This window comes from Arthrobacter zhaoxinii, assembly GCF_024385505.1.
Classification (GTDB): Bacteria; Actinomycetota; Actinomycetes; order Actinomycetales; family Micrococcaceae; genus Arthrobacter_B; species Arthrobacter_B zhaoxinii.
Genome location: NZ_JANFLT010000006.1, coordinates 43,911 through 67,396 on the forward strand (window position 1 = coordinate 43,911; position 23,486 = coordinate 67,396).

Consider the following 23,486-nt stretch of genomic DNA (forward strand, 5'->3'; position numbering starts at 1 on the left):
CGTACCCGGCAGCCCCTACCGTCCCGCGTTCCGTGACGCCTCCAACGCACGGATCAGGGTCGCAGTGTCATAGGGTCCGTGGTGTCTGCGGTGCCCAATGAAGAAGGTGGGCGTTCCGTGCAGGTCCATGGACTCGGCGTCCAGCGCATCGTCCAGCACGCGGTTGCTGACCTCTGCCGAGCGCAGGTCCGCCTCGAACCTCTCCATGTCCAGGCCCAGGCTTTCGGCCGCTGCCAATAGGTCTTCGGGGAGCAGATTGTCCTGGTTCTCGAAAAGGTGCGCACTGTAGTCCCGGAAGCGCCCCTGCCGGTCCGCGGCCTCTGCCGCCTCTGCAGCCGCCACGGCATGGGGATGGACCCGGGACAACGGCAGATGGCGCCAGACATAGCGCAGCTCGGAGCCGAAATGCTCGCGCACTTCGAGGATGGTTCCCGTGGCCCGGCTGCAGAACGGGCACTCATAGTCCCCGTATTCCACGAGGGTCAACGGGGCGTCGGCGGGTCCCACAATATGGTCGCGGGCCGGGTCCACGGGCCGGGCCAGGACTTCCCCCGCGGGAACGGCAGGGCGGCGCCGCTCCACGATTCGGAAGATGATGGTTCCTGCAACGAACGCCAGCAGCGACGCGGCCAGGACCGCCACCCGTGCTTCGTTCTGCACCTCGGGGTCTTCGATGGCGAGGCCGATGATGAACAGGGAGATGGTGAAGCCGATGCCGGACAGGGCAGCTCCGCCTGCAATGCGGCCCATGGTCAGTCCGGGACCGAACTCGCCGATCCGCAGCCGGTGGAGCACTGCTGCGGCACCGAAAATCCCGGTGAACTTTCCCAGCACCAGACCGCAGACAATGCCCCAGGCAAGCGAGGAGTGGAGGGCGCGGTCCAGCGTGGTTCCGTCCAGTTTCACCCCGGCATTGGCCAGCGCGAATACCGGCAGAATCAGGTAATCCACGTACGGGGTGTAGGCGCTGTGCAGCCGGTCATTGATGGAAATGGACTCGCGCACGCTGTGCACCGCCGCCCGGGCGTACCGGGAACTGGGGGACTGACGGAAGACACGGGTCTGCTCCAACGCATGCTCCACGTCTCTCCGGGCGGGCGGAAACACGGGGACCAACAGGGCAATGCCGACGCCGGCCAGGGTCGGATGGACGCCCGAGGCGTAGAAGGTCAGCCAGACCAGTACCGCCAGCACCGCGTACACGGCGCCGCGCCCGTACGGCAGGTACCGGGTCAGTGCAACGGCAGCCAGCCCGGCGAAGGCCAGCAGCAACGGCACGGGTTCCAGATGGTCGGTATAGACCAGGGCAATGATGCTGAGCGCGGCAACGTCGTCGACCACCGCGAGGGTCAGCAGGAAGATCCGCAGCCTGCCGGGAACCCGAGGTCCTGCGACGGCCAGCGCACCCAGCAGGAACGCGGTGTCGGTGGAGATGACCACGCCCCACGCACCTGCATCCTCCGTACCGGCAGTGAACAGCAGGAAGACCACGGCGGGCACGGCAATCCCCGCAGCCGCGGCGACCACCGGAATCACCGCCCGGGACCGGTTGGTCAACTCCCCGAGGGCAAACTCCCGCCGCACCTCAAGTCCCACAACGAAGAAGAACACGGCCATGAGTGCGTCGTTGACCAGCTCCCGGGCCGTCAGCTCCAGGTCCATGCTGCCTGCACGCACCTCGACGGTGGATTCCCAGAACTCCTCGTAGGAGGCGGCAAACGGTGCATTGGCCCAGAGCACCGCCAGAATGGTTGCCAGCAGCAGCAGGGCGGCAGGACGCTTTTCCGCGCCGCCCCTGCCGGTGGCAGCGGTGGTGGCAATACGCTGCGGGCGGTCCGGCATGGCCTACACCTGGGCGGGTGTGACGGGTTTCGACATGGCAGGCTTCCTCCCGAGGGGTATCCCGCCGGGCACGGCCGGCGGCGCACCGGGCACCATCTTAGGCACGATCAAAATCCGTGTGCCCGGACACCCGGCTATGAGGCACGGCTCACAGGGCGATAGGGTGAGTTTGATCTCGTTCTTCGAAAGGCTCCACCATGCACCGTCGCATTTCCCATCCCGGACTCCAGAAACTCGTTATGACCGCCGAGCAGGCAGCGGCCCTGATTCGACCGGGAATGACGGTGGCCATGAGCGGCTTTACCGGAGCCGGCTACCCCAAGGCCGTTCCGCAAGCGCTCGCCGCCCAGATGGAAGCGGCACATGCCAAGGGCGAAGAATTCCAGATCAAGGTACTTACCGGAGCCTCCACGGCTCCGGAGCTCGACGGCGTGCTGGCCAAAGCCGGCGGGATGGAACTGCGCCTGCCCTACCAGTCCGATCCCACGCTGCGGAAGCGGATCAACGACGGCGAACTCGAGTACATCGACATCCACCTGGGGCACGTGGCCCAGTACACCTGGTTCGGGTTCTACGGGCACGTTGACCTGGCCGTGATCGAGGTGGTTGGCATCAATGAGGACGGCAGCCTCATTCCGTCCTCATCGGTGGGCAACAACAAGACCTGGCTGGAGCAGGCGGATAAGGTCATCATCGAGGTGAACCGCCAGCAGCCCGAAGCCATGGACGGCATGCACGACGTCTACTACGGCACCGCGCTGCCCCCGCACCGCAAACCCATCATGCTGGTGAATCCGGATGACCGCATCGGCGAGCCCTACCTGCGCCTGGACCCGGAAAAGGTCATTGCCGTGGTTGAAACCGACGCCCCGGACCGGATGACGCCGTTCGCAGCCCCGGATGAAACCTCCCAGCAGATTGCCGGGCACCTGCTGGACTTCTTCGACTCTGAAATCAGGGCCGGACGGCTGACCGACAAGCTCCTTCCCCTGCAGTCCGGGGTCGGCAATATTGCCAACGCCGTCCTCGCCGGGCTCTCCACCGCCGGGTACACCGGACTGACCGCGTACACCGAGGTGATCCAGGACGGGATGCTGCACCTGATCCGCGACGGCGTGATCCGGGTGGCTTCCGCCACGTCCTTCTCGCTCAGCCCGGCAGGCATCGAGGAATTCAACTCCAACATCGACTTCTACCGCAAACGCATCATCCTGCGGACCCAGGAAATCTCCAACCACCCGGAACTGATCCGCCGGCTGGGCTGCATCGCCATGAACGGCATGATCGAAGCGGATATCTACGGCAATGTGAACTCCACCCATGTGGCCGGCACGGCCATGATGAACGGCATCGGCGGCTCGGGCGATTTCGCCCGCAACGGCTTCCTCTCCGCTTTTATGTCCCCGAGCACCGCCAAGGGCGGCAAAATCTCCGGTATCGTCCCCATGGCCGCCCATGTGGACCACACCGAACATGACACCATGCTCATCATCACCGAGCGGGGCCTGGCCGATCTGCGGGGACTCTCACCCAAGCAGCGCGCCCGCGCCATCATCGAAAAGTGCGCCCACCCGGACTTCCAGCCGCTGCTGCAGGATTACTTCGACCGCGCCAGCCGGGACAGCCTGGGCAAGCACACCCCGCACCTGCTGGACGAGTCCCTGTCCTTCCACCAGCGGTATGTGGAAACGGGAACCAGCCTGCCCGAGCCGGCCGTCCGCTAACAACGGTCGGAGGCGGCGGGCTAGCTTCCGCGCAGCCGGTCCAGCTCGCGGCGGTCCTTCTTCGTGGGACGGCCGGCACCCCGGTCCCTTACCGGAATACCCAGTGCCGGAGCCGCCGGGCGCGCGGGCGTGGAGTCCGTGAAGCAGTGCGACGCCGCCTCGGCACCTACCCGCTTATTGATCAGCTGCCGGACCTCGAGGATCCGTTCGAAGCCGGGCTGCCGGATCCGGACGGTGTCCCCGGGCTGTACCGGCTGCGCCGCCTTGGCCGGGTTGCCGTTCAGGCGGACATGGCCGGCGCGGCAGGCAGCGGTAGCAGCGGACCGGGTTTTATAGGCGCGGACAGCCCACAGCCAGGCGTCCACCCGGACGGATTTGGAAGTGCTCGCTGGAATGCTCATGGAGTTCCGAGTCTAGCGAAGTCCGCGCAGCCGGGCGGCGTCTTCCAGCGCCTGCTGCTGCTCCGGGCTCACCATGGACCCGACGACGACGGCGGCCCCCCATCCGGCAGGCCCCTCCCGCCCTGCTGCATCCGGGGCCGAGGCAAGCAGGCCGCGTACCTCCGCGGGGGAGTAGGGGACCGGAACCCGGGTGTGTGCCACCGCGTGGCAGGTGGGACACAGCGGCACCAGGTCGGACACCGGATCCAGCACGTAGTCGACCGGCAGGTCCGTGCCGGGCACCAGATGATGCACCTGCAGCAGCGCGTCGGTCCCCGGGCCGTACCGCTGGGCGGGGACCAGCCCGCAGGCCGCGCAGCAGATGCCGTGGAAAGCCAGGCAGAGCCTCCGGGCCTCGGCGTCGTGCTCATAGTTATTGACCTGCTGCAGGCCCAGCGCCGCGGCAGCAAGCGTGCCCGGAACCGGACGGACCGGATCCGGTCCGGCGCCGAGGAATCCGGACCACAGCCGCCGCAGTGCGGGAACCGAGGCGGCCGGAACGGAGACCGCGTCCCCGCTCCGGGGCAGGTCCGGCAGATGTTCCTCGAGGAGGGACTCCGGCACCTGTTCGCCCAGGGGAAGCAGCCGGTCGAAATTGACGGCGACGGTGTCGGCGTCGTGCCCGCTTCCCGAAGAAACGACGACGCCGTGTCCCGCCAGCCCCCGCGGCCCCCGCCCGCTGCTGCCGCGCAGCACCAGCCACACTTCGGTTCCGGCAGCCGGGCGCGGGCCGGACAGCGGGACACACCGACGGACGGTTCCGCCGTCGTCGACGACGCTCAGGGCCGGGCCGTAGCCGCCCGGCCAGGGATCCGGCAGGTCAACATTCCAGGCCAGAAGGACTGAGGCCACCGGTCAGCGGGGCTGGTACGTGAGGCAGTCAGCCAGTTCCGCACCGGGTCCCACCCGCACGTCATGGGCGTCGCACATGAGGTGGTTGTTGAACCGGCACTCGTTGCGCTGGCAGGCCCCCACCTGGGCGAGGACTTTCGGCAGGCCGCCGGTGGCAGATGTGTCGATGAAGGTGGCGCAGCTGGCATGCTCCGGCGTGCCGCCGACCGTGATGGCATAGGCGGTGCAGCCCTCATGGTTGAAGTCGCAGCTGGACACCGTGCAGTCCTGCACATGGGCAACATGATCGGTCATGGTTCCTCCAAAAAGGTGGTCCTTCGTTCCGTGCCTGGGTTCGAACGTACCACCGCCTCACAGGAATAATTAGCGCGAATTTCCTTACCCTATTTGACGGGTTTGGTCTGCGCTGTCCGGTTGGGTAGAACGGAAGGATGACCGCAGCCCAGGCAACAGACGCCGCCGACGAATTCCTCCTCGCAGCCGGCGGACAGGGTCTAGTCCTGGATGCTGCCCAGCTCGCCGTCCTGCCGGCGCTGGCCCGGGCGGCCGAGGCGGCCCGTTCGCCGGAGCCTGCGCCGGACTGTTCCTCCGTCTACCTGTGGGGGCCGCCGGGGCGCGGCAAGACCTGGCTGCTGGATACGCTGTTCGATTCCGTGGACATCCCGGACAAGCGCCGGCTCCATTTCCACGACTTCTTCCGGGAACTGCACGCGCTGGTCTTCGCCGGCTACGGCAACCCCGGCTACCGGCAGGATTCCGCCTTCGCCGCAGCCCTCGACCGGATGCTGGGCTCGGTCCGCCTGCTGTGCTTTGACGAATTCCACGTCAACGATCCGGCCGACGCAGCGTTCATCACCCGCCTGCTCCGCACCGTGCTGGACCGCGGGATTGTCCTGGTGGCCACGTCCAACTACGCGCCTCAGGAGCTGCTCCCGGATGAAATGTTCCACCATCTGTTCGAACCCGGGATTGCCCTGATCACCGGGCACCTGCAGGTGAGGGAACTGGACGGGGAGGTGGACTACCGCACCGTGGCCCGGCCCCGCCACGCCGCAGGTTTCGCCGCCGGGCACCACCTGCGCAGCAACGACGCCGGGCTGCTGGCCTCCGCCGGGCTCCTTCCACCCCGTCCGGAAGAAGCGGTTCCGCTGACCCCGGGGACCCGAACGCTGCGGGCGCTGCGGGCGGACGGCGCACAGCTGTGGTTCGACTTCGAGGATCTGTGCCACGCGGAGTCGGCCACCTCGGACTACCTGCACCTGGCGCAGGCGCACCGGCACTGGGTGATCAGCGGCGTGCCCCCGACCGCCGGGTCCAATCCCTACGGCTGGCAGCGCTTCGGCAACGTCGTGGACGTGCTGTACGACGCCGGGTGCCGCCTGGACATTATCGGGCTGCCGGATTACGACGGCGTGTTCCCCGGGGTCGCGCACCCCACGGATCTGGCGCGGATCCGCAGCCGGTTCTCCATGCTGCAGCAGCTGTCCGCAGCCGGTACCGAAGCGGCTGCACGGCCCTAGGTCGCCGGCCCTAAGACCTGCCTGCCCTAGGTCCCGCCGTCTGCCGCATCCTGGGCGTCCGCGAGCTTCTGCCGGGCCTTCTCCGCCGTCCGTCGTGCGGAACGGGCGATGCGCCGGGCGTTGTCCCGCTCTCGTTCCAGCTTCCCGGAGCGCCGGTCCACGGCGGCGACCTCCCGCTCCAGCTGCCGGATCCGCTCCCGCAGCTCGTCGATCTCATCCGTGAGCTCGTCCCGGCGGCCGGCGGATTCGTCCACGTCCCGCTGGGCGGCGTCGAGCGCTTCCTGTGCCTGCTGCTCGCCGTCGGACGCTTCCTCCAGCTCGGCCTGCGCCTTCCGGACCGCCCGGCGGGCCTCGGCCTGCCGCCGTCGTGCCGCGGCAGTGTCCGCTGTCCCGCTTTTGTCCTTCGGCGCCCGGGCCCCGCCGGACGCCGGGCGGGAACCCGCCCCGCTTCCGGCGCCGTGCGGTACCGACTCCGGGTCGGCCACTGCACCGTCCAGATCCACCTCTTCCCACCCGCTCGCCGCGAGGGAACGGAGCAGCTGGCCGCTGGCAACGGCATCCGCCGCCGAGGGATCGGTCATCGCGGCCCAGAGGGTCTGTTCGGCCTCGGCCGCCAGCGATTCACTCACCGGATGGTCCAGCTCGGCGGCCAGGTCCCGGGCTTCCCGGACAATCGCCCGCAGCAGCCGCTGGCGTTCGGTGCTCAGCCGGCGCAGCTGTTTCTGATCGAGGTCCTCCTGGGCCTCGCGCAGCGCAGCCCCCAGCTCCAGCACCTGGTCCAGGTCTTCCCGCCGCCGGTCCGCCAGCAGATTAACGAGCCACGCCGCCGTCGAAGGCTTCGGGAGTGCCTTGATCCGCTTGGCCAGCTCCTTGTCGCCGGCCTTCCCGGCCTCGGCGGCCAGGGCGTTGCGGGCCGCCGTGAACTCCGAAGGCAGCAGCGCGTAGAGACCTGCGACGGCGGCACCGAGCGACGGCGGGCCTGAGTCTTGTCTGGGTGCGGCGTTCACCCGAAGACGCCAAACCGTCCCAGCGCCACCACCAGGGAAAGCACCAGCAGGATGAGGTTCAGGGCAATCCGGTTGCGTTCGCCGCGCCGTACGTGGACCAGCACGGCGAGGGCCATCAGCACGGTCAGCGCCGACGCAGCCAGCGGAGTCAGTACGGGCAGGATGCCGGTGGCCTGCGGGACGATCAGTCCCACGGCGCCCAGGACTTCGAGGACACCGATCAGCTTCACGGTGCCCGCCGGGAAATCCTCGGGCCAGCGCAGGTTCTCTGTGAGGCGCGCATGGTTCTGGACAATTTTCATAAAACCGACTCCGGCAAAAAGCAACGCCAGTATGAGTTGAACAAGCCACAAGACCAGGGACAGCATGGGTATCTAAGCGACTTTCTGTATGCGGGCAGGAGTCAGCGCACGGAACCGCTGTGGAACCATAACAACCCAAGCATGGTCTGCCGGCCGGGAACTGCGCAACAGCGGGCGTGGCGCGGTACAGCCGTTCAGAACCCGGCCACGGGCCGGGGGCGGTAGAACTCCTCGAGCGTATTGAATTCCTCTTCGGTGAGCTGGATGTCCAGGGCCGCGACGTTCTCATCGAGATGGGAAGCGGCCGTGGCACCGATCAGCGGGGCGGCGACCACCGGGTTGGCCAGCACCCAGGCGAGGGCAATCTGGGCGCGGGTGGCGCCGAGCCCCTCGGCCACGTTTCCCACCGCATCGATGATGCTGCGGTCCACGTCTTCGTTGCCCCGGTAGAGTTCATGGCCCTGCGCGTCGTAGTCCTGCCGGGCCGTCCTTGCGCCCCAGGGACGGGCCAGGCGTCCGCGGGCGAGCGGTGAATAGGGCAGCGTCCCGATGCCCCGGTCCGCGCAGAACGGGTACATCTCCCTTTCCTCTTCCCGGTAGAGGAGGTTGTAGTGGTCCTGCATCGTGACGAACTGCGCCCAGCCGTGCTGTTCCTGCAGGAACAGGGCCTTGGCGAACTGCCACGTGTGCATGCTTGACGCGCCGAGGTACCTGACCTTGCCGTCCCGGACCAGCTGGTCCAGGGTCTCCAGCGTCTCTTCCAGCGGCGTGGTGCCGTCCCAGCGGTGCACCTGGTACAGGTCGATGTAGTCAGTCCCCAGCCGCCGCAGGCTCTGCTCCACCTGCCACAGGATGTGCTTGCGGGACAGTCCCCAGCCATTGGGCCCCGGACCCATTTCGCCGTGGACCTTGCTGGCGATCACCACCTCGTCCCGCCGGCAGTATTCCGCCACGGCAGCTCCGAGGATTTCCTCGCTGTGGCCGGCGGAATACACATTGGCGGTGTCGAAGAAGTTGATACCCAGCTCCACGGCGTGCCGCAGCAGTGATTTGGCCTCATCCGCCCGGAGGGTCCATCCGTGCGCACCCCGGTCCGGGTCGCCGAACCCCAGGCAGCCCAGACCAATGACCGAAACGGTTGCCCCTGACCTGCCGAGCTTGGCGTATGTCATCGAGTTCATTCGCTGGCCTCCGCTGCTGCAGTGCCGATCCTTTACGGCGATGCTACCGGGACGCGCACCGGCTTCGGTAGGCACGGGGCCCGGGGACTCCCGGCAGCAGCCGTTGCGGTCCTATACTGGCGCACATGGCCGCCGGAACAGGTACCGCAAGCCGTTTCTCCGTTGACGAAGCACAGGTGCTGCCGCCGCTCCATGAGCTGGCGGGGATCGCGAAAGTGGCACAGCCACGGGAAGGCCACCGCACCGAGGTGTGGTATGACACCCCGGACCGGTCGCTGAGCCTGCGCGGGTTCCGCCTGACCCGGATCACGGACGACGACGGCCCCCGCTGGGAGCGCAGCGCACCGGCACTGGAGCCCGGTACAGCTGTTCTCAGGGAGGTCGCCCTCGGGATCCCTCCGGAACTGCTGGAGGACGTCCGGGCGGTGGTCCGGGACCGTGAACTGGTGCCGGTGCAGACCCTGGCCACCCGTTATCTGGAGTACGAGCTGCTGGACGGTGCGGCTACAGTCCTCGCCCGCGTCCGGGACGAAAGCACACACGACACCGGAGCGGGCAGGTCCGGCACAAACCGCCGGGCCTGGATCATCGAGGCCACCGATGCCGTCCTGGTCCGGGACGCCGAAGCTATGTTCCGTACCTCCGGTGCCGTACCGGGGGACGCGCAAGCCGGCGGGGAACGGGGGGAGAGTCCGGCGGGTACGACCCCGGACAACTCTGCCGTAAGCGGTGGTGGTCCGGGCGGCGCAGACGCCGATCCCCTGGACGTGGGAAGCCCGTTGGCACTGCTGCTGCTGCACTACCTGCGCGGCCAGTTCGAAGAGCTGCTGCGCCACGATCCGCGGGTGCGCCGGGGGGATGCCGACGGGATCCACAAAATGAGGGTGGCCACCCGGCGGCTGCGTTCGGCCCTCTCCAGCTACCGCAGCACCATGGAGCCGGAGCCGGGACGTTCCCTGCGGGCGGAGCTGCGCTGGCTTGCCCGGGTGCTCGGGGAAGCCCGCGATGCGCAGGTGATGCGGCACCGGCTGCGGGAGCTGATTGCCGCCGAACCCGAAGACCTGGTGATGGGGCCGGTGGCCGCGCGCGTGGATGAAGAGCTGCTCCATGACTACCGGCAGGCCTTCGGCCGCATCCTCGAAGCGCTGTCTTCCCCGCGGTACTTTCGGGCGTTGGACGAGTTGGAAGCACTGGTGGACAGCCGGGCCTGGACGGAAGCGGCCAAGGAACCGGCGGGACCAGCCGCCGCCCGCATCATCCGGCGGGACCGGAAACGGCTGCACCGCCGGGTCCGTGCCGCACGGAAACTCGCAGGCGAGGAACACACGGAAGCGCTGCATGATGCCCGCAAGAATGCGAAGCAGCTTCGCTACGCGGCCGAAGTCTGGGCGCCAGTGCAGCCGAAGGAAGCGAAGGAAATGGTGGACGCCGCGGAGCACGTGCAGAAAATCCTCGGCGAGCACCAGGACAGCGTGGTGACGCAGGCGTACCTGCGGCGCATGGGGGCAGCGGCGTCGGCCGCCGGAGAGAACGGCTTTACCTACGGACGGCTGCACGCCCTGGAACAGGCCTCTGCCCAGTCGGCCCGGGAGCGTTTTGCCGGCGCCTGGAAAGGTTTCCCGGCCAGCCCCTGACGGAGGGAATCAGATGGAATCACCCTGGGCGCCGCTGCGCCGGCGGATGTTCCTGATCCTGTGGCTTGCCCAGCTGGGCTCCAACATCGGCTCCTGGATGCAGACCGTGGGAGCCCAGTGGTTCCTCGTGGAGAGCAGCGAAAACCCGGCCCTGGTCTCCCTCGTCCAGACGGCGAACCTGGCGCCGTCGCTCATGCTCGGCCTCATCGCCGGGGTGCTGGCGGACGCGTTCAACCGCCGCCGGCTGATTCTCGGTGCCAATATCTTCGCTGCGGGTGCGGCCACTGTGCTGACGGTAGTGGCCACCCTGGGGCTGCTGAACCCCGATTCGCTGCTGCTGTACACATTCCTCATCGGCTGCGGCATGGCACTCAGCTCACCGGCCTGGCAGGCCATTACGCCCGAGCTGGTCTCCCGCGACGAAATCCGGGCGGCCGCGGCCCTCGGGAGCGTGGCGATGAATGCGGCCCGCGCCGTGGGTCCCGCCGTGGCGGGCCTGCTTGTGGCCGTTGCCGGTCCCGCCTTTGTGTTCGGCCTCAACGCGCTGTCCTTTGTGGGTACCTCCGTCGCCATCTACAGCTGGCGGGCACCCCGGCAGGATCCGGCGGAACGGGAACATGTGGGGGAGGCGCTCGCCGCGGGCATCCGCTACATCCGCGCCGCCCCGCGCGTCCGGCGTATCCTGCTGCGGTCCGGGTTGTTCATCTTCCCGGCCAGCGCCGTTTATGCCCTGCTGCCCGTTGCCGTCAACGGACATCTGCGCCTCGGCTCGGCAGGTTACGGGCTGCTGCTCGGAGCCCTGGGCCTCGGTGCCGTGCTGGGAGTCCTGCTCCTGCCGCGGCTGAGGACGGTCCTGCCGGACAACGCCCTGCTGGGCGGCAGTGCCGTTGTCTTCGCCGCCGGGGCCTTCGCGTCCGGTTACCTGCCTCCGGGAGCAGTTGCTGCGCTGCTGGTGCCCGCCGGATTCGCCTGGATCTGCACCTTCTCCACCCTGAACGCCGCGATGCAGCTGACGCTGCCCGAATGGGTGCGTGCCCGCGGCCTGTCCGTCTACCTGATGGTCGCCGCCGGTTCGCAGGCCGTGGGGGCGGTGTTCTGGGGATCCGGTGCCACCGGTGCCGGATATGCTCCGACGCTGGCCTTCGCCGCCGGGGTCCTGGTGCTTTCGGGTGCCAGCGTCCTGGTGCTTCCGCTGCTGCCCGGCACCGGCCACCTCGACCGGAGCGTAGCCGGCACGGAACTGCATCTTCCGTCCGGCGGGGAACCTCAACCCGGCGCCGGTCCGGTGACCGTCCTGATTGCCTATGAGGTGCCTCCGGACCGGAACGACGAATTCGTGAACGCCATGCACAGGGTCCGGCTGACCCGCATGCGCACCGGCGCCACCGACTGGGAGCTGGTGCACTCGGTCACCGATCAGGACCAGTTCCGGGAGATCTATGACGTACCGACCTGGCGCGAATACCTGCGGCAGGAACAGACCCGCACCACGGGGGAGGACCGCCAGATCATCCAGCATGCCTGGGACCTGGCTGAGGAGGAACCGCGGGTGCGCTGGTTCCTTCCTGCTTCCGCCTGAGGGTTCGGTCCCGCGGTGCTGCAACGGATAGACTGGGACCCGGTTCGACGGCCGTATCCACGGCGGGCCGGTGCGTTGCAAGAGACGCGCTGAGAACGATGCAGTGAACAAACCATTAGTTGAGGTATTTTGCGAGATTTTAGTGCACGCCTGGCCACTGCCGAGGAGATCGCCAACTGGGACAAGCACGTGCTTGCCAACCCCGGCGGCGGCAATGTCCTCCAGTCTGCATCCTTCGCGGAAGTGAAGTCCCACCACGGCTGGAATCCCGTGTACCTGGCCTTCACCGGACCCGACTACACGACGTACACGCTGGCGATCGAGAAGAAGGTTCCGGCACTCGGCAGCCTTTGGTACCTGATCAAGGGGCCCGACGTCGCCGCCCCCGAAGACGTGCCGCTGGTGGTGAACGCGCTCACCCGGTTCATCAAGCAGACCCGCCGCAAGGTCTTCGCCATCAAGGTCGAGCCGGACATCGTAGACAGCGAAGAGGTCCAGGCCCTGTTCACCGGCGCCGGCTTCATCAAGACGTTCAACCTGCAGCCCAATGACTCAACGGCCCTGCTGGACACCACGCCGGACGAGGAACAGCTGCTCAAGAACCTCTCCTCCCGCGGCCGCAATGCCGTCCGCCGGGCCATCCGCGAGGGTGCGGATGTCCGCCGCGTCGAGCCGACCGAAGAGAACATGCGGACCATGTACCGCCTGATGGCCCACATTGAGGACCGTTCCGCGGCGCGGCTGCGTTCCTACGAGTACTACCACCGGTTCTGGTCCAACTTCGTGGCTGCCGGGCAGGGCCGTTTCTACTTCGCGTTCGAGGACGGCGAACCCACCGTGGGCGCCTTCGTGATTGCCTACGGAAACAAGGGCACCTACAAGGACGGCGGCTCCAAGCCCCGGCGGTCCCAGTACGGGGATTCGCATCTGGTCCAGTGGACTGCGATCACCGAGCTCAAGAAGGAGTGCGGCATTGTCGAGTACGACTTCTGCGGCACACCGCCGAGCAGCCAGCTCAAGGACAAGAGCCACCCGCACCACGGGCTGGGCCTGTTCAAGACCAGTTTCTCAAAGACGGTCACGGATTTCGTTGGCTGCTATGACTTCGTGGTGGATCCGGTCCGCTACCGGATCTGGAACACCATCGGCGAACGCGTGGCACGCCAGATTTACTGGCGCCGCCACCAGCAGCCGTTCTACTAAGCAGCAGTTACACCAGGCAATAACCCGGGCAGGGCCCGGAACAGGCGAAAGGCTAGTCCTTGGAGAACACCTCCGATCCGGGTGGGCACAAGCCCGGATCGAATCGGGATTCGGCACCGAATCCGGACCCGGTCGCCGGGCCCATTCCGCTGATCAGCGTGCCGTCCGGCCGGCGGGTCCAGACCGGCAAAGCGCAGCCAGGGAAAGCGCAGTCGGGAAACGCGCAGCCCGAGAGTCCGCAGCCCGGCAAAGCGCAGTCGGGGAACCCGCAGCCTGGGAGCCCGCAGACCGCTAGCCCGCAGGCCGGCGGCCCCTCTGCGCAGAGGGGAAAGCCCGGCAAAGCGACCCGGCAGGGGCAGGGTGCGGCCGCGCGGTCCCTGCGGCCCGCCGTCAAGGCCCCGGTTCCGCCGTCGAAAGGGCCGGGGCAGCCGCCCGCGGGTATGGGCATGCCTACTGCCGCGCTCCGCAGCACCCGGCCCAAACCCCCGCCCCCCACCACATCGGTGGTTCAGCCGGCGGGGTCCAAGCAGCTTCGGCCCCAGACAAGCCGTATCCGCACCACCGCAGACCCGCGTGAGAAGCGGCCCGCACGCACGCGCAAGAGCGTGCCGCCGGGAACCGCACCGCTGGGCTCCTCTTCCATCCGCCCCGACCGTTCCTCCGCGGCAGCGCGGCGGATGCTGCGCAAACTGGTCCAGGGCGAGAGCCCGCCCACCCAGGCCATGTCCATTGTGGAGCGGCTGGCAGGCAGCCCCTACGCCAACCCGCTGGTGCGCAGCGGCGGGCCGGATGCCAGTGCCCGGAAAACGCTGGACCTCGCCCTCGGCATGGCCGAGACGATGTTCCGCTACGGTGCCGGTGCCTTGGAAGTGGAAACCGCCATCATCGCGGTGACCGCGGCGTTCGGGCTGGAAAGCATCGAAGTGGACATCACGAACCAGTCGGTCCTGCTGAACTATTCTCCGAAGGACCAGACGCCCATCACGGTGATGCGTGTGGTGCGTTCCTGGACGAACAACTACGCCGGGCTCGGCCTGGTCCACCAGCTGGTTACCGAGATCATCGACGGCGGGCTCTCCCGCGCCGAGGCTGCCAACCGGCTCAATGAAATCACCCAGCAGCCCAAGCCGTTTCCGCGCTGGGCGGTCACGGTGTCCGCGGGCGTCTTTGCCGCAGCCATTGTCGGGTTCATCGGCGGGGGTCCGCTGGCCTCACTGGTGGGTTTTGCCGGCACTGTGATGGTCAGCCTCCTCCAGCGCGTGCTGGGCAAGTGGCGGGTTCCGGACTTCTTCACGACGGCGGCCAGCGGCTTTGTGGTCACCGCCATGGCCATGCTTTTCTGGTCCATGGAAGTGCCGATTTCGCCCGGCATTGTCGTGGCCGGCGGCATCCTGGTCATGCTGCCGACCGGCCGGCTGGTTTCGGCGGTGCAGGATGCGATTAACGGGTTCCCGGTCACGGCGTCGGGCCGGTTCCTGTCCGCATTCCTGACCTTCGGCGCCCTGGTGGCAGGCATCGCCGTCGCGCTCGTGATGGGAGCGCTGATGGGGATGGGCCGGTTGAATGTCACTGACGTGGCGTCGTCCCAGTATTCCTTCGCGGTGACGCTGCTGCTGCTGGCCATTGCGCTGGGTGCCATCTGTGTTGTCGAACAGTCCCCGCGGCAGCTGGTGCTGCCCACGGTCCTGATCGGCGTGGCAGGGTTCCTGGTCTACCAGGCGGCGGAAGCAGGCGGCATGGGACCGCGCCTGACTCCGGCGGTGTCTGCCATCTTTATCGGCATGGTGGCCCGCATCGTGGCCCTGCGGATGGGCGCCCCGCAGCTGATCGTAGCCGTTCCGGCCATTCTGTTCCTGTTCCCCGGGCTGGCGATCTTCCGGTCCATGTACGGCCTGAGCATCGGCACAGACGAGATGTACCAGGGCGTGGTGGGACTCTTCGATGCCCTGACCGTCATCCTGGCCATTTCCGGCGGCGTGGTGCTGGGCGACAACCTGGGCCGTCCCTTCACCCGCAACCTCAACGGCAACGACCGCCGCAACCGCCGGCGCTAGCTGGAACCGAAAAAGGCCCGGACCGCTGCAGCGGTCCGGGCCTTTTTCGCGTTCGGCTAGAGGATCTTCCCTACCGGGGTGCGTTTCTCGGCCTGGAAGACTTCCTCTGTGCGTCCGGCAGCCCAGTAGCCGGAGAGGGACACCTGCCGGCGGTCCAGCCCGCGGTGGCTGAACAGGACGTCCCGCAGGGACTTCATCACTTCCCGCTCACCATGGGCAAAGACCTGCACTGCCCCGTCGCGCCAGGACGCGGTAGCGACCGCCTCGGTCAGCAGCCGGCTCCGGCCGGCGGGGGTGTCACCGCGGAACAGCCAGGTCAGCTCCACCCCGTCCGGTTTGGGAACCGGCTGCCGGTCCTCGGGACCAGCCACTTCGATAAATGCCTGACCGACTGCGTCCAGCGGCAGGGCGCGAAGCACGGTGGCCACCGCGGGCAGGGCGGATTCATCGGCAGCCAGCAGGTACCAGTCGGCGTCGGGGTCGGGATTGAACGCTCCGCCGGGGCCGGAAAAGGTCAACGGCTCACCCGGCTGGGCCGAGGCGGCCCACGGCCCGGCCAGTCCTTCGTCGCCGTGGACTACGAAGTCGATGCTGATCTCCCGGGCCTGCAGATCCACGTCGCGGATGGTGTAGGTGCGGGACACCGGCCAGTGCTCGCGTTCGCTGCGGGAGCGGATGGAGTCCAGGTCCTCCGTGCCGTCGATCGGGCGTCCCTGCGGGCCGAACCAGATTTTGCAGTAGGCATCGGCGCAGCTGTTGGGCTGGAACCGGTCAAACCCGGGGCCGCCGGCAACCACGCGGACCATATGTGCGCTGACCTGCTCCCGGCGGAGAACCTCGAGGGTCAGCAGCGGGCGCTGCCGCCGCGGAGCAGGAGCGTCGGGCTCCGGCGGGCGCGGTGGAGTCATTGATTCTGGCATGGGGTGTCTCCTAGGGAAGGACCTGTTTACTACCGTACAGCGCCCAGACGCCAGTCCACCGGCTCCGCGCCCTGCTGTACCAGCAGCTCATTGGCACGGCTGAACGGGCGGGAACCGAAGAACCCGCGCGAAGCTGAGAGCGGGCTGGGATGCGCGGATTCGACCGTGGGCGCACCGCCGAGAAACGGGACAATGCCCTGGGCATCGCGGCCCCACAGGATGGCTACCAGGGGAACTTGTGTGCCGTCGGGACGACGGCGGGACGCCAGCGCGCGGACGGCAAGTTCGGTGACTTCCTCCCATCCGCGTTTCCGGTGCGAGCCGGCCTCGCCGGCACGCACCGTCAGCACACGGTTCAGCAGGACCACACCCTGGTCTGCCCAGGCGCTGAGGTCCCCGGAGGGGGAGGGACCAATTCCCAGGTCAGCCTTCAGTTCGGTGAAGATGTTGTTCAGGCTGCGGGGAAGCGGGCGGACGCCCTTGCCTACGGAGAACGACAGCCCCACGGCATGCCCGGGGGTGGGATACGGATCCTGGCCGACGATCAGCACCCGGGCACTGGCCAGAGGACGCTGGAAGGCCCGCAGGATGTTTTCGGGTGCGGGCAGGATATGCTGCCCGGCGCGTCGCTCCGCCTCCAGCTCGGCGGCAATTTCCTCAAGGCGCGTCCTGGCCGGCGCCATGACCTGCGCCCAGTCGGGGGCCATGAGGTCCTCGAGCCGGGTGGGGGCGGCGAAAGGGAAGGGGGTCTTTGGTGCAGGCTCGCCGGTGTAGGAAAAGAGCAGGGGTTCGTCAGTGGTCACCGGACCATTTTGTCACCGCTCCGATTGCGGTGTCTTCCACGGTCCTTGGCCCAAATGACAACCCTGTTATTCCCAATTAGCATGGGCGGTACATATATACGGGAATCTTTTGGGAGTGAATGTGGCGGAATCGACCGAAGCCGAGCGGTTCTCCCTCGATGACGCAGTGGATCCGGAAAGCCCGCTGGGCGTTCAGGAACAGCAGATGCTCGCGTTGGAGCGGGCGTGGTGGAAGTATGCGGGTGCCAAGGAGCAGGCCATCAAGGACCTGTTCGGGATGTCGGCCACGAGGTACTACCAGGTCCTGAACGCCCTGATCGATACCGAGGAAGCCCTCGCGCATGATCCGATGCTGGTCAAGCGGTTGCGTAGACTACGTACGACCCGCCAGCGTGCCCGTACCGCCCGCCGACTGGGCACCGGAATATAGCGCCGGTTCCCACCAACGTTGGCAGCCTAGGATGCGGTGCCACCAGAACAAGGATTGAAACGCCACTATGAGCCAATATCCCCGGGACGAGTTCGACAAGGTCCCCGAATCCTCGGCGCGGCAGGGCGTGCACCGCGAACGCCTCATCCCCTCGCGTTCGACCGGGCTGGGGCTGCTGATCACCGTGGGTGTTCTCGCGCTGCTGATTGGCCTGGCAGCCTATTTTGTCCTGCCGCGCCTGGGCATCGGTGCCGGCTCCGGCGATCAGTCCCCCGCGGCCGGTGCGCCTGCTTCCGCATCCGCCACCGCCACCGCTGCCGCGTCTGCCACCGCTACGCCAACTTCGAACACTGACGAGGGCGAGGCGGAGGCATCGCCGAGCCCGACCGCTGCCTCCACCCCGACGCCGAGCCCGACGCCGACGGTACCGGCGATCGACCCCACGCAGCCGGTGGCGGTCTTCAACGCCAGCGGCGTCAGCGGCCTCGGCGCCGGAGTTTCCGGCCGGATGTCGGCTGCAGGATGGTCCGTGGGCGCGGTGGCCAACTGGACCGGTGCACCCCAGCAGGGATCCGGCGTCTACTACAGCGCGCCGGAGCTGGCAGCAAATGCTCAGGCAGTCGGCGCTCAGCTGGGGATCCCGGTTCTGGAAACGCCCGGCTTCACCAGCGTCACCGTGGTCCTGGGACCCGAATACCAATAAGCGGGGCCTGGCGGGTAAAAAGACCATAACGTTATTGACCCCCGCGTAGGTGATCCGGATCACCGTGGTTAGAGTGATGCCAGCCGGTTTGCGCCGCTGACCTCGGCCTCCCTTGGGAACCGACAGAGGCGCCGGATCCGGCGCCTCCGGCGTCCAAGCATGCCGCCGGAGGGCGGCATCTGGAATCGAGGTTGGAGAAGCATCATGGCGCAGGGGATCGTCAAGTGGTTTAACGGTGAAAAAGGGTACGGCTTTATTACCCTCGACGAGGCGGAAACGGACGTGTTCGTCCACTGGTCGGCCATCCAGGCATCGGGTTACCGGACTCTGGAAGAAGGCCAGCGGGTGGAGTTCGAAATCGGCGAGGGTCAGAAGGGGCCGCAGGCCGAGGAAGTCCGGGCACTGTAAACCACTCTGAACTACATCTTCCCGGCTTGGGGACGGGATCGGCAGCGGCGGAGCCTCGGCTCCGCCGCTGCTTTTGCATCCCGTGCCGGCGGTCCGCCGGTTCCCTGTGAACCCGGCATCATGTCGGCGTGATCGCTTGCACTCAGTGTGTGGGAGTGCTAATTATTGACTTAGCACTCTTGCCGGATGACTGCTAAATGTCCGACGGTGTTGAGTGAACAAGCAACCCACTGGGGTGAGGAACGGGGAGCGCGTAAAGAGATCGCGCGAGCCGTACCGTCCGTCGCGGGCACTCCAGCCAGGAATGCAACATTTTGCTCCAAGCATGACTGTTCCGGAAGGACGATAGCCGTTATGGCCAAGATCATTGCATTTGAAGAAGAGGCACGCCGCGGCCTCGAGCGCGGGTTGAACATCCTCGCCGACGCCGTCAAGGTCACCCTCGGCCCGCGTGGCCGCAACGTGGTCCTCGAAAAGAAGTGGGGCGCCCCCACGATCACCAATGACGGCGTTTCCATCGCCAAGGAGATCGAGCTGGACGATCCTTACGAGAAGATCGGCGCCGAGCTGGTCAAGGAAGTTGCCAAGAAGACTGACGATGTTGCCGGTGACGGCACCACCACGGCAACCGTTCTCGCCCAGGCACTGGTCAGGGAAGGCCTGCGCAACGTTGCCGCCGGCGCCGACCCGCTGAGCCTGAAGCGCGGCATCGAGAAGGCTGTTGCCGCTGTCACCGCCGAACTGATTGCTTCCGCCAAGGAGATCGAAACCAAGGAGCAGATCGCCGCTACGGCTTCCATCTCCGCCGGTGACCAGCAGATCGGCGACCTGATCGCCGAAGCGCTGGACAAGGTCGGCAAGGAAGGCGTCATCACGGTCGAGGAGTCCAACACCTTCGGCCTGGAGCTGGAACTCACCGAAGGCATGCGCTTCGACAAGGGCTACATCTCCGGTTACTTCGTCACCGACGCCGAGCGCCAGGAAACGGTCCTCGAGGATCCGTACATCCTGATCGTCAACTCCAAGATCTCGAACGTCAAGGACCTCGTTGCCGTCCTCGAGAAGGTCATGCAGTCCGGTAAGCCGCTGCTGATCATCGCCGAAGACGTTGAAGGCGAAGCCCTGGCAACCCTGGTTGTCAACAAGATCCGCGGCACCTTCAAGTCCGTCGCCGTCAAGGCACCGGGCTTTGGTGACCGCCGCAAGGCACAGCTGGCCGACATCGCCATCCTCACCGGCGGCCAGGTCATTGCTGAAGAAGTTGGCCTGAAGCTCGAGAACGCCACGCTGGACCTGCTGGGCAAGGCCCGCAAGGTTGTTGTCACCAAGGATGAAACCACCATCGTGGAAGGCGCAGGCGACGCCGAAGAGATCGCCGGCCGCGTCAACCAGATCCGTGCCGAGATCGAGAACTCCGATTCCGACTACGACCGCGAGAAGCTGCAGGAGCGCCTGGCCAAGCTGGCCGGCGGCGTTGCAGTCATCAAGGCCGGCGCGGCAACCGAAGTTGAGCTGAAGGAACGCAAGCACCGCATTGAGGACGCTGTCCGCAACGCAAAGGCTGCAGTGGAAGAAGGCATCGTCGCCGGCGGCGGCGTGGCCCTCATCCAGGCCGGCCTTAAGGCCTTCGCCAACCTGTCCCTCGAAGGCGACGAAGCAACGGGCGCGAACATCGTCCGCGTTGCCATCGACGCTCCGCTGAAGCAGATTGCCTTCAACGCCGGCATGGAGCCGGGCGTAGTTGTCGATAAGGTCCGCGGCCTGCCCGAGGGCTTCGGCCTGAACGCAGCAACCGGCGAGTACGAAGACCTGCTGGCTGCCGGCATCAACGACCCGGTAAAGGTCACGCGCTCTGCCCTGCAGAACGCAGCCTCCATCGCCGGCCTGTTCCTGACCACCGAAGCTGTGGTTGCGGACAAGCCGGAGAAGTCGGCCCCCGCTATGGGCGGCGCTGACGAAATGGGCGGCATGGGCGGTATGGGCGGCTTCTAAGCCCTCAGCAGCTCTTGCTTAAAGCGTAGGCAGACGCGGCACCCTTCTTCGGGTGCCGCGTCTGCTTTCGTTTAACCGCGCATCAACGGCCCGGGCGCAGCCCGGGTGCCCTCCGGCAGGTGCGCACCCGTGCCGGAGGTGGCCGCCCGCCCCGGGACCAGTGCTCCAGGACGATCAGTGCATAAACAATGACGTGTTCGCCGCCTCCGTTTCGGCGTATTGCGCTGAGGCAAAGGCCAGCGCCTGGTTGATGCTGTCCAGGGATTCCTCCACCCGGGCCTGGGTCGACCGCCAGTCGGTGATGAGGCTCTGGAAGTTGGCCGATGCCGATCCCCGCCAGATCTCACTCAACGAGGCCAGCCCGGCCTGCATTCCGTTGACGTCGGCGCGCAGGCGCTCGATGGTTCCCTGCACTTCGGCACTCTTGGCGGCCAGCGCTTCACTGTCCACGGCAAATAAGGGCATGATGTCCTCCTGGTAGCGGTTTGGTTCCGATACCCGGAAGGCTAGGCTGCCGGTTCCGCCGCCGGTGCGGGACGGCACGGGGATGTGGACAGCCGCAGCGGCCCGCGGCGGCTGAGCACCCTGTGGAGGACATCCCGGCCCCGCCCGGCCCCAGCTCGTGCCCTGCGCACCCCTGCGCGGCCGTCAGGCGGGTGCAGCCGGAGCCTGCGGAGAGGTCAGCGGTCGTCGGCGTCGTCGGGGTGCTCGGGGAACTGCTCCGGTGCCCGGTAGGGCAGCCGGATGGCCAGGGTGGCGCCGCCGCCCTCCGTCTCGGCCAGCCGTACGGTTCCGTCGTGCTGGGCCACCAGGGCGGCGACGATGGCCAGCCCCAGGCCCGTGCCGCCGGTTTCCCGGTAGCGGGAAGAATCGGCGCGGTAGAAGCGTTCGAAGACCCGTGCGGCGTCGTCTTCGGAAATGCCGGGACCGTGGTCGCGCACCTCGAGCACCGCATCCATCCGGTCGTGGATGACGGGGGCAACTCCAACCGCCACTTCGATCGGTGACCCTGCCGGGGTGTAACGCAGTGCGTTGGTCATCAGGTTGGCCACGACCTGCCGCAGCCGGGCCTCGTCGCCCATGGTGGGGGCGCTCTGCGGGGCGTGGCCGTCCAGCCCCACTACTTTGATGTCCCGGTCCGGGGCACTGGCACGGGCATCCAGTGCGGCGTCATTGCCCAGGATCATCAGGTCCACCGGTTCGTATTCCAGCGGCCGCTGCTCATCCACCCGGGCCAGGGTCAGCAGGTCCTCGACCAGCTGCCCCATTCTCTTGGCTTCGCTCTCGATCCGGCCCATGGCCGCGGAGATCTCTTCGGGTTTCTGCAGGGCGCCGTGCCGGTACAGTTCGGAGAACCCGCGGATGGTCACCAGCGGGGTCCGCAGTTCGTGGGAGGCGTCCTGGACGAAGCGGCGCATCTTGCGTTCGGACTGGGTGCGCGCAGCGAACGCGGTTTCAATATGCGCCAGCATGGCGTTGAGGGACCGGGACAGCCGGCCGATCTCCGTGGCGGGGTTCCCCACCTCCACGCGGCGGGACAGGTCACCGGCCGCAATGGCAGCAGCGGTCTTCTCCACCTGGCTCAGGGGACGGAACTGCCGGGTGACCGCCCAGTAGGCGATTCCGGTGGCGCCGAGGGTCCCGAGCAGGCCGACGGAAAACACCAGGGACGCCGCCTCGTCCACGGCCGCAGCCACGGAGTCCAGAGGGATGGCCACGGCAACCGATCCGGGCAGGTTCTGGTAGTCGTAGATCCGCACCCGCCAGCCCTTGGATGTCGGGGACGTGCCGCGGACGTCGAAGCCCTCGGTATCCATGGCCGCTACGTCGTCGGCTGTGTAGTTCCCCAGCTCCGGGATGTCGTTGGCGGATTCCGAATGGGTGGCCGGGCCGTGGCTGCCGTCATCGTTCAGATAGAGGCCGTAGTAACGGAACAGGGAGGCATCGGTGCTCGGCTCGTTGACGAGCAGGTAGCGCGAAACCTTGGAAGCGTTTGCATCAATGTCCGCGTCCAGGCGGTCCACCAGGATCTGCCGCAGCAGGGTGATGGTGGCGATGCCCGTGATGGTCACCGTGACCACCATCAGCACCGCCATGATGGCGACCAGCTGCGACCGCAGCGAAGCGGATTTCCAGCGCCGTACCAAGGTCCTAGCGCTTCTCCGAGGAACGGAGCAGATAGCCTACGCCGCGCTTGGTCTGGATCAGTGCCGGCGCGTCCGGGCTGCGGTCGATCTTGCGGCGCAGGTAGGAGATGTAGGACTCCACAATGGAGGCGTCGCCGTTGAAGTCGTATTCCCAGACGTGGTCCAGGATCTGGGCCTTGGACAGGACGCGGTTGGGGTTCAGCATCAGGTAGCGCAGCAGCTTGAACTCGGTGGGGGACAGGTCGATGGTGACGCCGCCGCGGCGCACCTCGTGGGCGTCGTCGTCGAGCTCCAGGTCATCCACGCGGATCACGGCGTCGTCGTCCTCCAGCGGCTGGGTGCGGCGCAGCACCGCGCGGATGCGGGCCACCACCTCGTCGAGGCTGAAGGGTTTGGTGACGTAGTCGTCGCCGCCCACGGTGAGGCCGGTGACCTTGTCCTCGGTATCGTCGCGGGCGGTCAGGAAGACCACCGGGAAGTGCTGTCCGGCAGCGCGCAGGCGCCGGGTGAGCGTGAAGCCGTCCATGTCCGGGAGCATCACGTCCAGGACAGCGAGGTCCGGGTTGTGGGAGTCGACGGCGGCGAGGGCCTCCCGGCCGTTGGCTGCCGCCACGACGTCGAACCCGGCGAACCGCAGCGAGGTGGACAGCAGCTCGCGGATGTTGGGCTCATCATCAACAACGAGGAGGCGTGCTTCGGGTGCAGACGATTTGTTCACCCGCCTAGTTTCTTACATTTAGCTGGA

The 23,486-nt window shown here is 67.2% G+C and carries 22 protein-coding genes; 10 read left to right on the forward strand and 12 right to left on the reverse strand.

Features of this window, described 5'->3' with window-relative positions:
• Positions 1-15 precede the first annotated feature (15 nt).
• A complete protein-coding gene (gene nhaA / locus NNX37_RS11710) occupies positions 16-1,842 on the reverse strand; it encodes a Na+/H+ antiporter NhaA (protein ID WP_255792918.1) in 1,827 nt (608 codons plus the stop codon).
• A gap of 197 nt (positions 1,843-2,039) precedes the next feature.
• Between nhaA and NNX37_RS11715 the strand changes: the two genes are divergently transcribed.
• Positions 2,040-3,566 (forward strand): acetyl-CoA hydrolase/transferase family protein, encoded by a 1,527-nt coding sequence (locus tag NNX37_RS11715; RefSeq protein WP_255792919.1) that lies wholly within the window; start codon positions 2,040-2,042, stop codon positions 3,564-3,566.
• A 20-nt stretch (positions 3,567-3,586) separates the two neighbouring features.
• On the opposite strand, the gene NNX37_RS11720 is transcribed toward NNX37_RS11715, so the two are convergent.
• The 3 genes from NNX37_RS11720 to NNX37_RS11730 are packed head-to-tail and all read right to left on the reverse strand — an operon-like array spanning position 3,587 to position 5,152.
• Positions 3,587-3,967: an RNA-binding S4 domain-containing protein gene (locus NNX37_RS11720; protein WP_255792920.1), complete on the reverse strand. Its 381-nt coding sequence runs from the start codon at positions 3,965-3,967 to the stop codon at positions 3,587-3,589.
• Positions 3,968-3,979: 12 nt separating this feature from the next.
• Positions 3,980-4,858: an HNH endonuclease gene (locus NNX37_RS11725; RefSeq protein ID WP_255792921.1), complete on the reverse strand. Its 879-nt coding sequence runs from the start codon at positions 4,856-4,858 to the stop codon at positions 3,980-3,982.
• Positions 4,859-4,861: 3 nt separating this feature from the next.
• The gene (locus NNX37_RS11730; protein ID WP_255792922.1) at positions 4,862-5,152 is read right to left on the reverse strand and encodes a DUF1540 domain-containing protein; all 291 of its coding nucleotides are present in this window, start codon (positions 5,150-5,152) and stop codon (positions 4,862-4,864) included.
• A gap of 137 nt (positions 5,153-5,289) precedes the next feature.
• Between NNX37_RS11730 and zapE the strand changes: the two genes are divergently transcribed.
• Positions 5,290-6,378: a cell division protein ZapE gene (gene zapE, locus NNX37_RS11735; RefSeq protein ID WP_255792923.1), complete on the forward strand. Its 1,089-nt coding sequence runs from the start codon at positions 5,290-5,292 to the stop codon at positions 6,376-6,378.
• A gap of 26 nt (positions 6,379-6,404) precedes the next feature.
• On the opposite strand, the gene NNX37_RS11740 is transcribed toward zapE, so the two are convergent.
• From NNX37_RS11740 to NNX37_RS11750, 3 genes are all read right to left on the reverse strand, one after another.
• Positions 6,405-7,385, reverse strand: coding sequence for a coiled-coil domain-containing protein (locus NNX37_RS11740; RefSeq protein WP_255792924.1), 981 nt, complete (start codon positions 7,383-7,385; stop codon positions 6,405-6,407).
• Positions 7,382-7,753: a DoxX family protein gene (locus NNX37_RS11745; protein WP_255792925.1), complete on the reverse strand. Its 372-nt coding sequence runs from the start codon at positions 7,751-7,753 to the stop codon at positions 7,382-7,384. The genes NNX37_RS11740 and NNX37_RS11745 overlap by 4 nt, the downstream gene beginning before the upstream one ends.
• 128 nt (positions 7,754-7,881) lie before the next feature.
• Positions 7,882-8,859: an aldo/keto reductase gene (locus NNX37_RS11750; protein ID WP_255793516.1), complete on the reverse strand. Its 978-nt coding sequence runs from the start codon at positions 8,857-8,859 to the stop codon at positions 7,882-7,884.
• A 134-nt stretch (positions 8,860-8,993) separates the two neighbouring features.
• Between NNX37_RS11750 and NNX37_RS11755 the strand changes: the two genes are divergently transcribed.
• The 4 genes from NNX37_RS11755 (at position 8,994) to NNX37_RS11770 (ending at position 15,338) form a co-directional block, all read left to right on the forward strand.
• Entirely contained in the window at positions 8,994-10,502 is a 1,509-nt protein-coding gene (locus NNX37_RS11755) for a CYTH and CHAD domain-containing protein (RefSeq protein WP_255792926.1), read from the forward strand.
• A gap of 13 nt (positions 10,503-10,515) precedes the next feature.
• Positions 10,516-12,081: an MFS transporter gene (locus NNX37_RS11760; RefSeq protein ID WP_255792927.1), complete on the forward strand. Its 1,566-nt coding sequence runs from the start codon at positions 10,516-10,518 to the stop codon at positions 12,079-12,081.
• A 129-nt stretch (positions 12,082-12,210) separates the two neighbouring features.
• A complete protein-coding gene (locus NNX37_RS11765) occupies positions 12,211-13,284 on the forward strand; it encodes a lipid II:glycine glycyltransferase FemX (protein WP_255792928.1) in 1,074 nt (357 codons plus the stop codon).
• Positions 13,285-13,730: 446 nt separating this feature from the next.
• Entirely contained in the window at positions 13,731-15,338 is a 1,608-nt protein-coding gene (locus tag NNX37_RS11770; RefSeq protein ID WP_255792929.1) for a threonine/serine exporter family protein, read from the forward strand.
• A 56-nt stretch (positions 15,339-15,394) separates the two neighbouring features.
• Here the strand turns inward: NNX37_RS11770 and NNX37_RS11775 are convergent, their stop codons facing one another.
• Together NNX37_RS11775 and NNX37_RS11780 are read right to left on the reverse strand one after the other, a co-directional pair.
• Positions 15,395-16,258, reverse strand: a complete 864-nt coding sequence (locus NNX37_RS11775; RefSeq protein ID WP_255792930.1) for a siderophore-interacting protein — start codon at positions 16,256-16,258, stop codon at positions 15,395-15,397.
• A gap of 29 nt (positions 16,259-16,287) precedes the next feature.
• A complete protein-coding gene (locus NNX37_RS11780) occupies positions 16,288-17,061 on the reverse strand; it encodes a uracil-DNA glycosylase (protein ID WP_255792931.1) in 774 nt (257 codons plus the stop codon).
• Between the two features lie 166 nt (positions 17,062-17,227).
• Between NNX37_RS11780 and NNX37_RS11785 the strand changes: the two genes are divergently transcribed.
• The 4 genes from NNX37_RS11785 to groL all read left to right on the forward strand — a co-directional run bounded on the left by NNX37_RS11785 (position 17,228) and on the right by groL (position 20,594).
• Entirely contained in the window at positions 17,228-17,491 is a 264-nt protein-coding gene (locus NNX37_RS11785) for a DUF3263 domain-containing protein (protein WP_407079970.1), read from the forward strand.
• Between the two features lie 67 nt (positions 17,492-17,558).
• On the forward strand, positions 17,559-18,194 hold the full coding sequence (locus NNX37_RS11790; protein WP_255792934.1) for a LytR C-terminal domain-containing protein: 636 nt from the start codon (positions 17,559-17,561) through the stop codon (positions 18,192-18,194).
• 204 nt (positions 18,195-18,398) lie between these two features.
• Entirely contained in the window at positions 18,399-18,602 is a 204-nt protein-coding gene (locus tag NNX37_RS11795) for a cold-shock protein (protein WP_255792935.1), read from the forward strand.
• A 354-nt stretch (positions 18,603-18,956) separates the two neighbouring features.
• Complete coding sequence (groL, locus tag NNX37_RS11800) at positions 18,957-20,594, forward strand: chaperonin GroEL (protein WP_152272585.1); 1,638 nt, start codon at positions 18,957-18,959, stop codon at positions 20,592-20,594.
• Between the two features lie 174 nt (positions 20,595-20,768).
• Here the strand turns inward: groL and NNX37_RS11805 are convergent, their stop codons facing one another.
• From NNX37_RS11805 to NNX37_RS11815, 3 genes are all read right to left on the reverse strand, one after another.
• Positions 20,769-21,059 carry a WXG100 family type VII secretion target gene (locus NNX37_RS11805; RefSeq protein WP_255792936.1) on the reverse strand — a complete coding sequence of 97 codons (291 nt, stop codon included), beginning with the start codon at positions 21,057-21,059 and terminating at the stop codon, positions 20,769-20,771.
• A gap of 215 nt (positions 21,060-21,274) precedes the next feature.
• Entirely contained in the window at positions 21,275-22,741 is a 1,467-nt protein-coding gene (locus NNX37_RS11810; protein ID WP_255792938.1) for a sensor histidine kinase, read from the reverse strand.
• Positions 22,742-22,745: 4 nt separating this feature from the next.
• The gene (locus NNX37_RS11815; RefSeq protein WP_227913521.1) at positions 22,746-23,459 is read right to left on the reverse strand and encodes a response regulator transcription factor; all 714 of its coding nucleotides are present in this window, start codon (positions 23,457-23,459) and stop codon (positions 22,746-22,748) included.
• Positions 23,460-23,486: the final 27 nt, after the last annotated feature.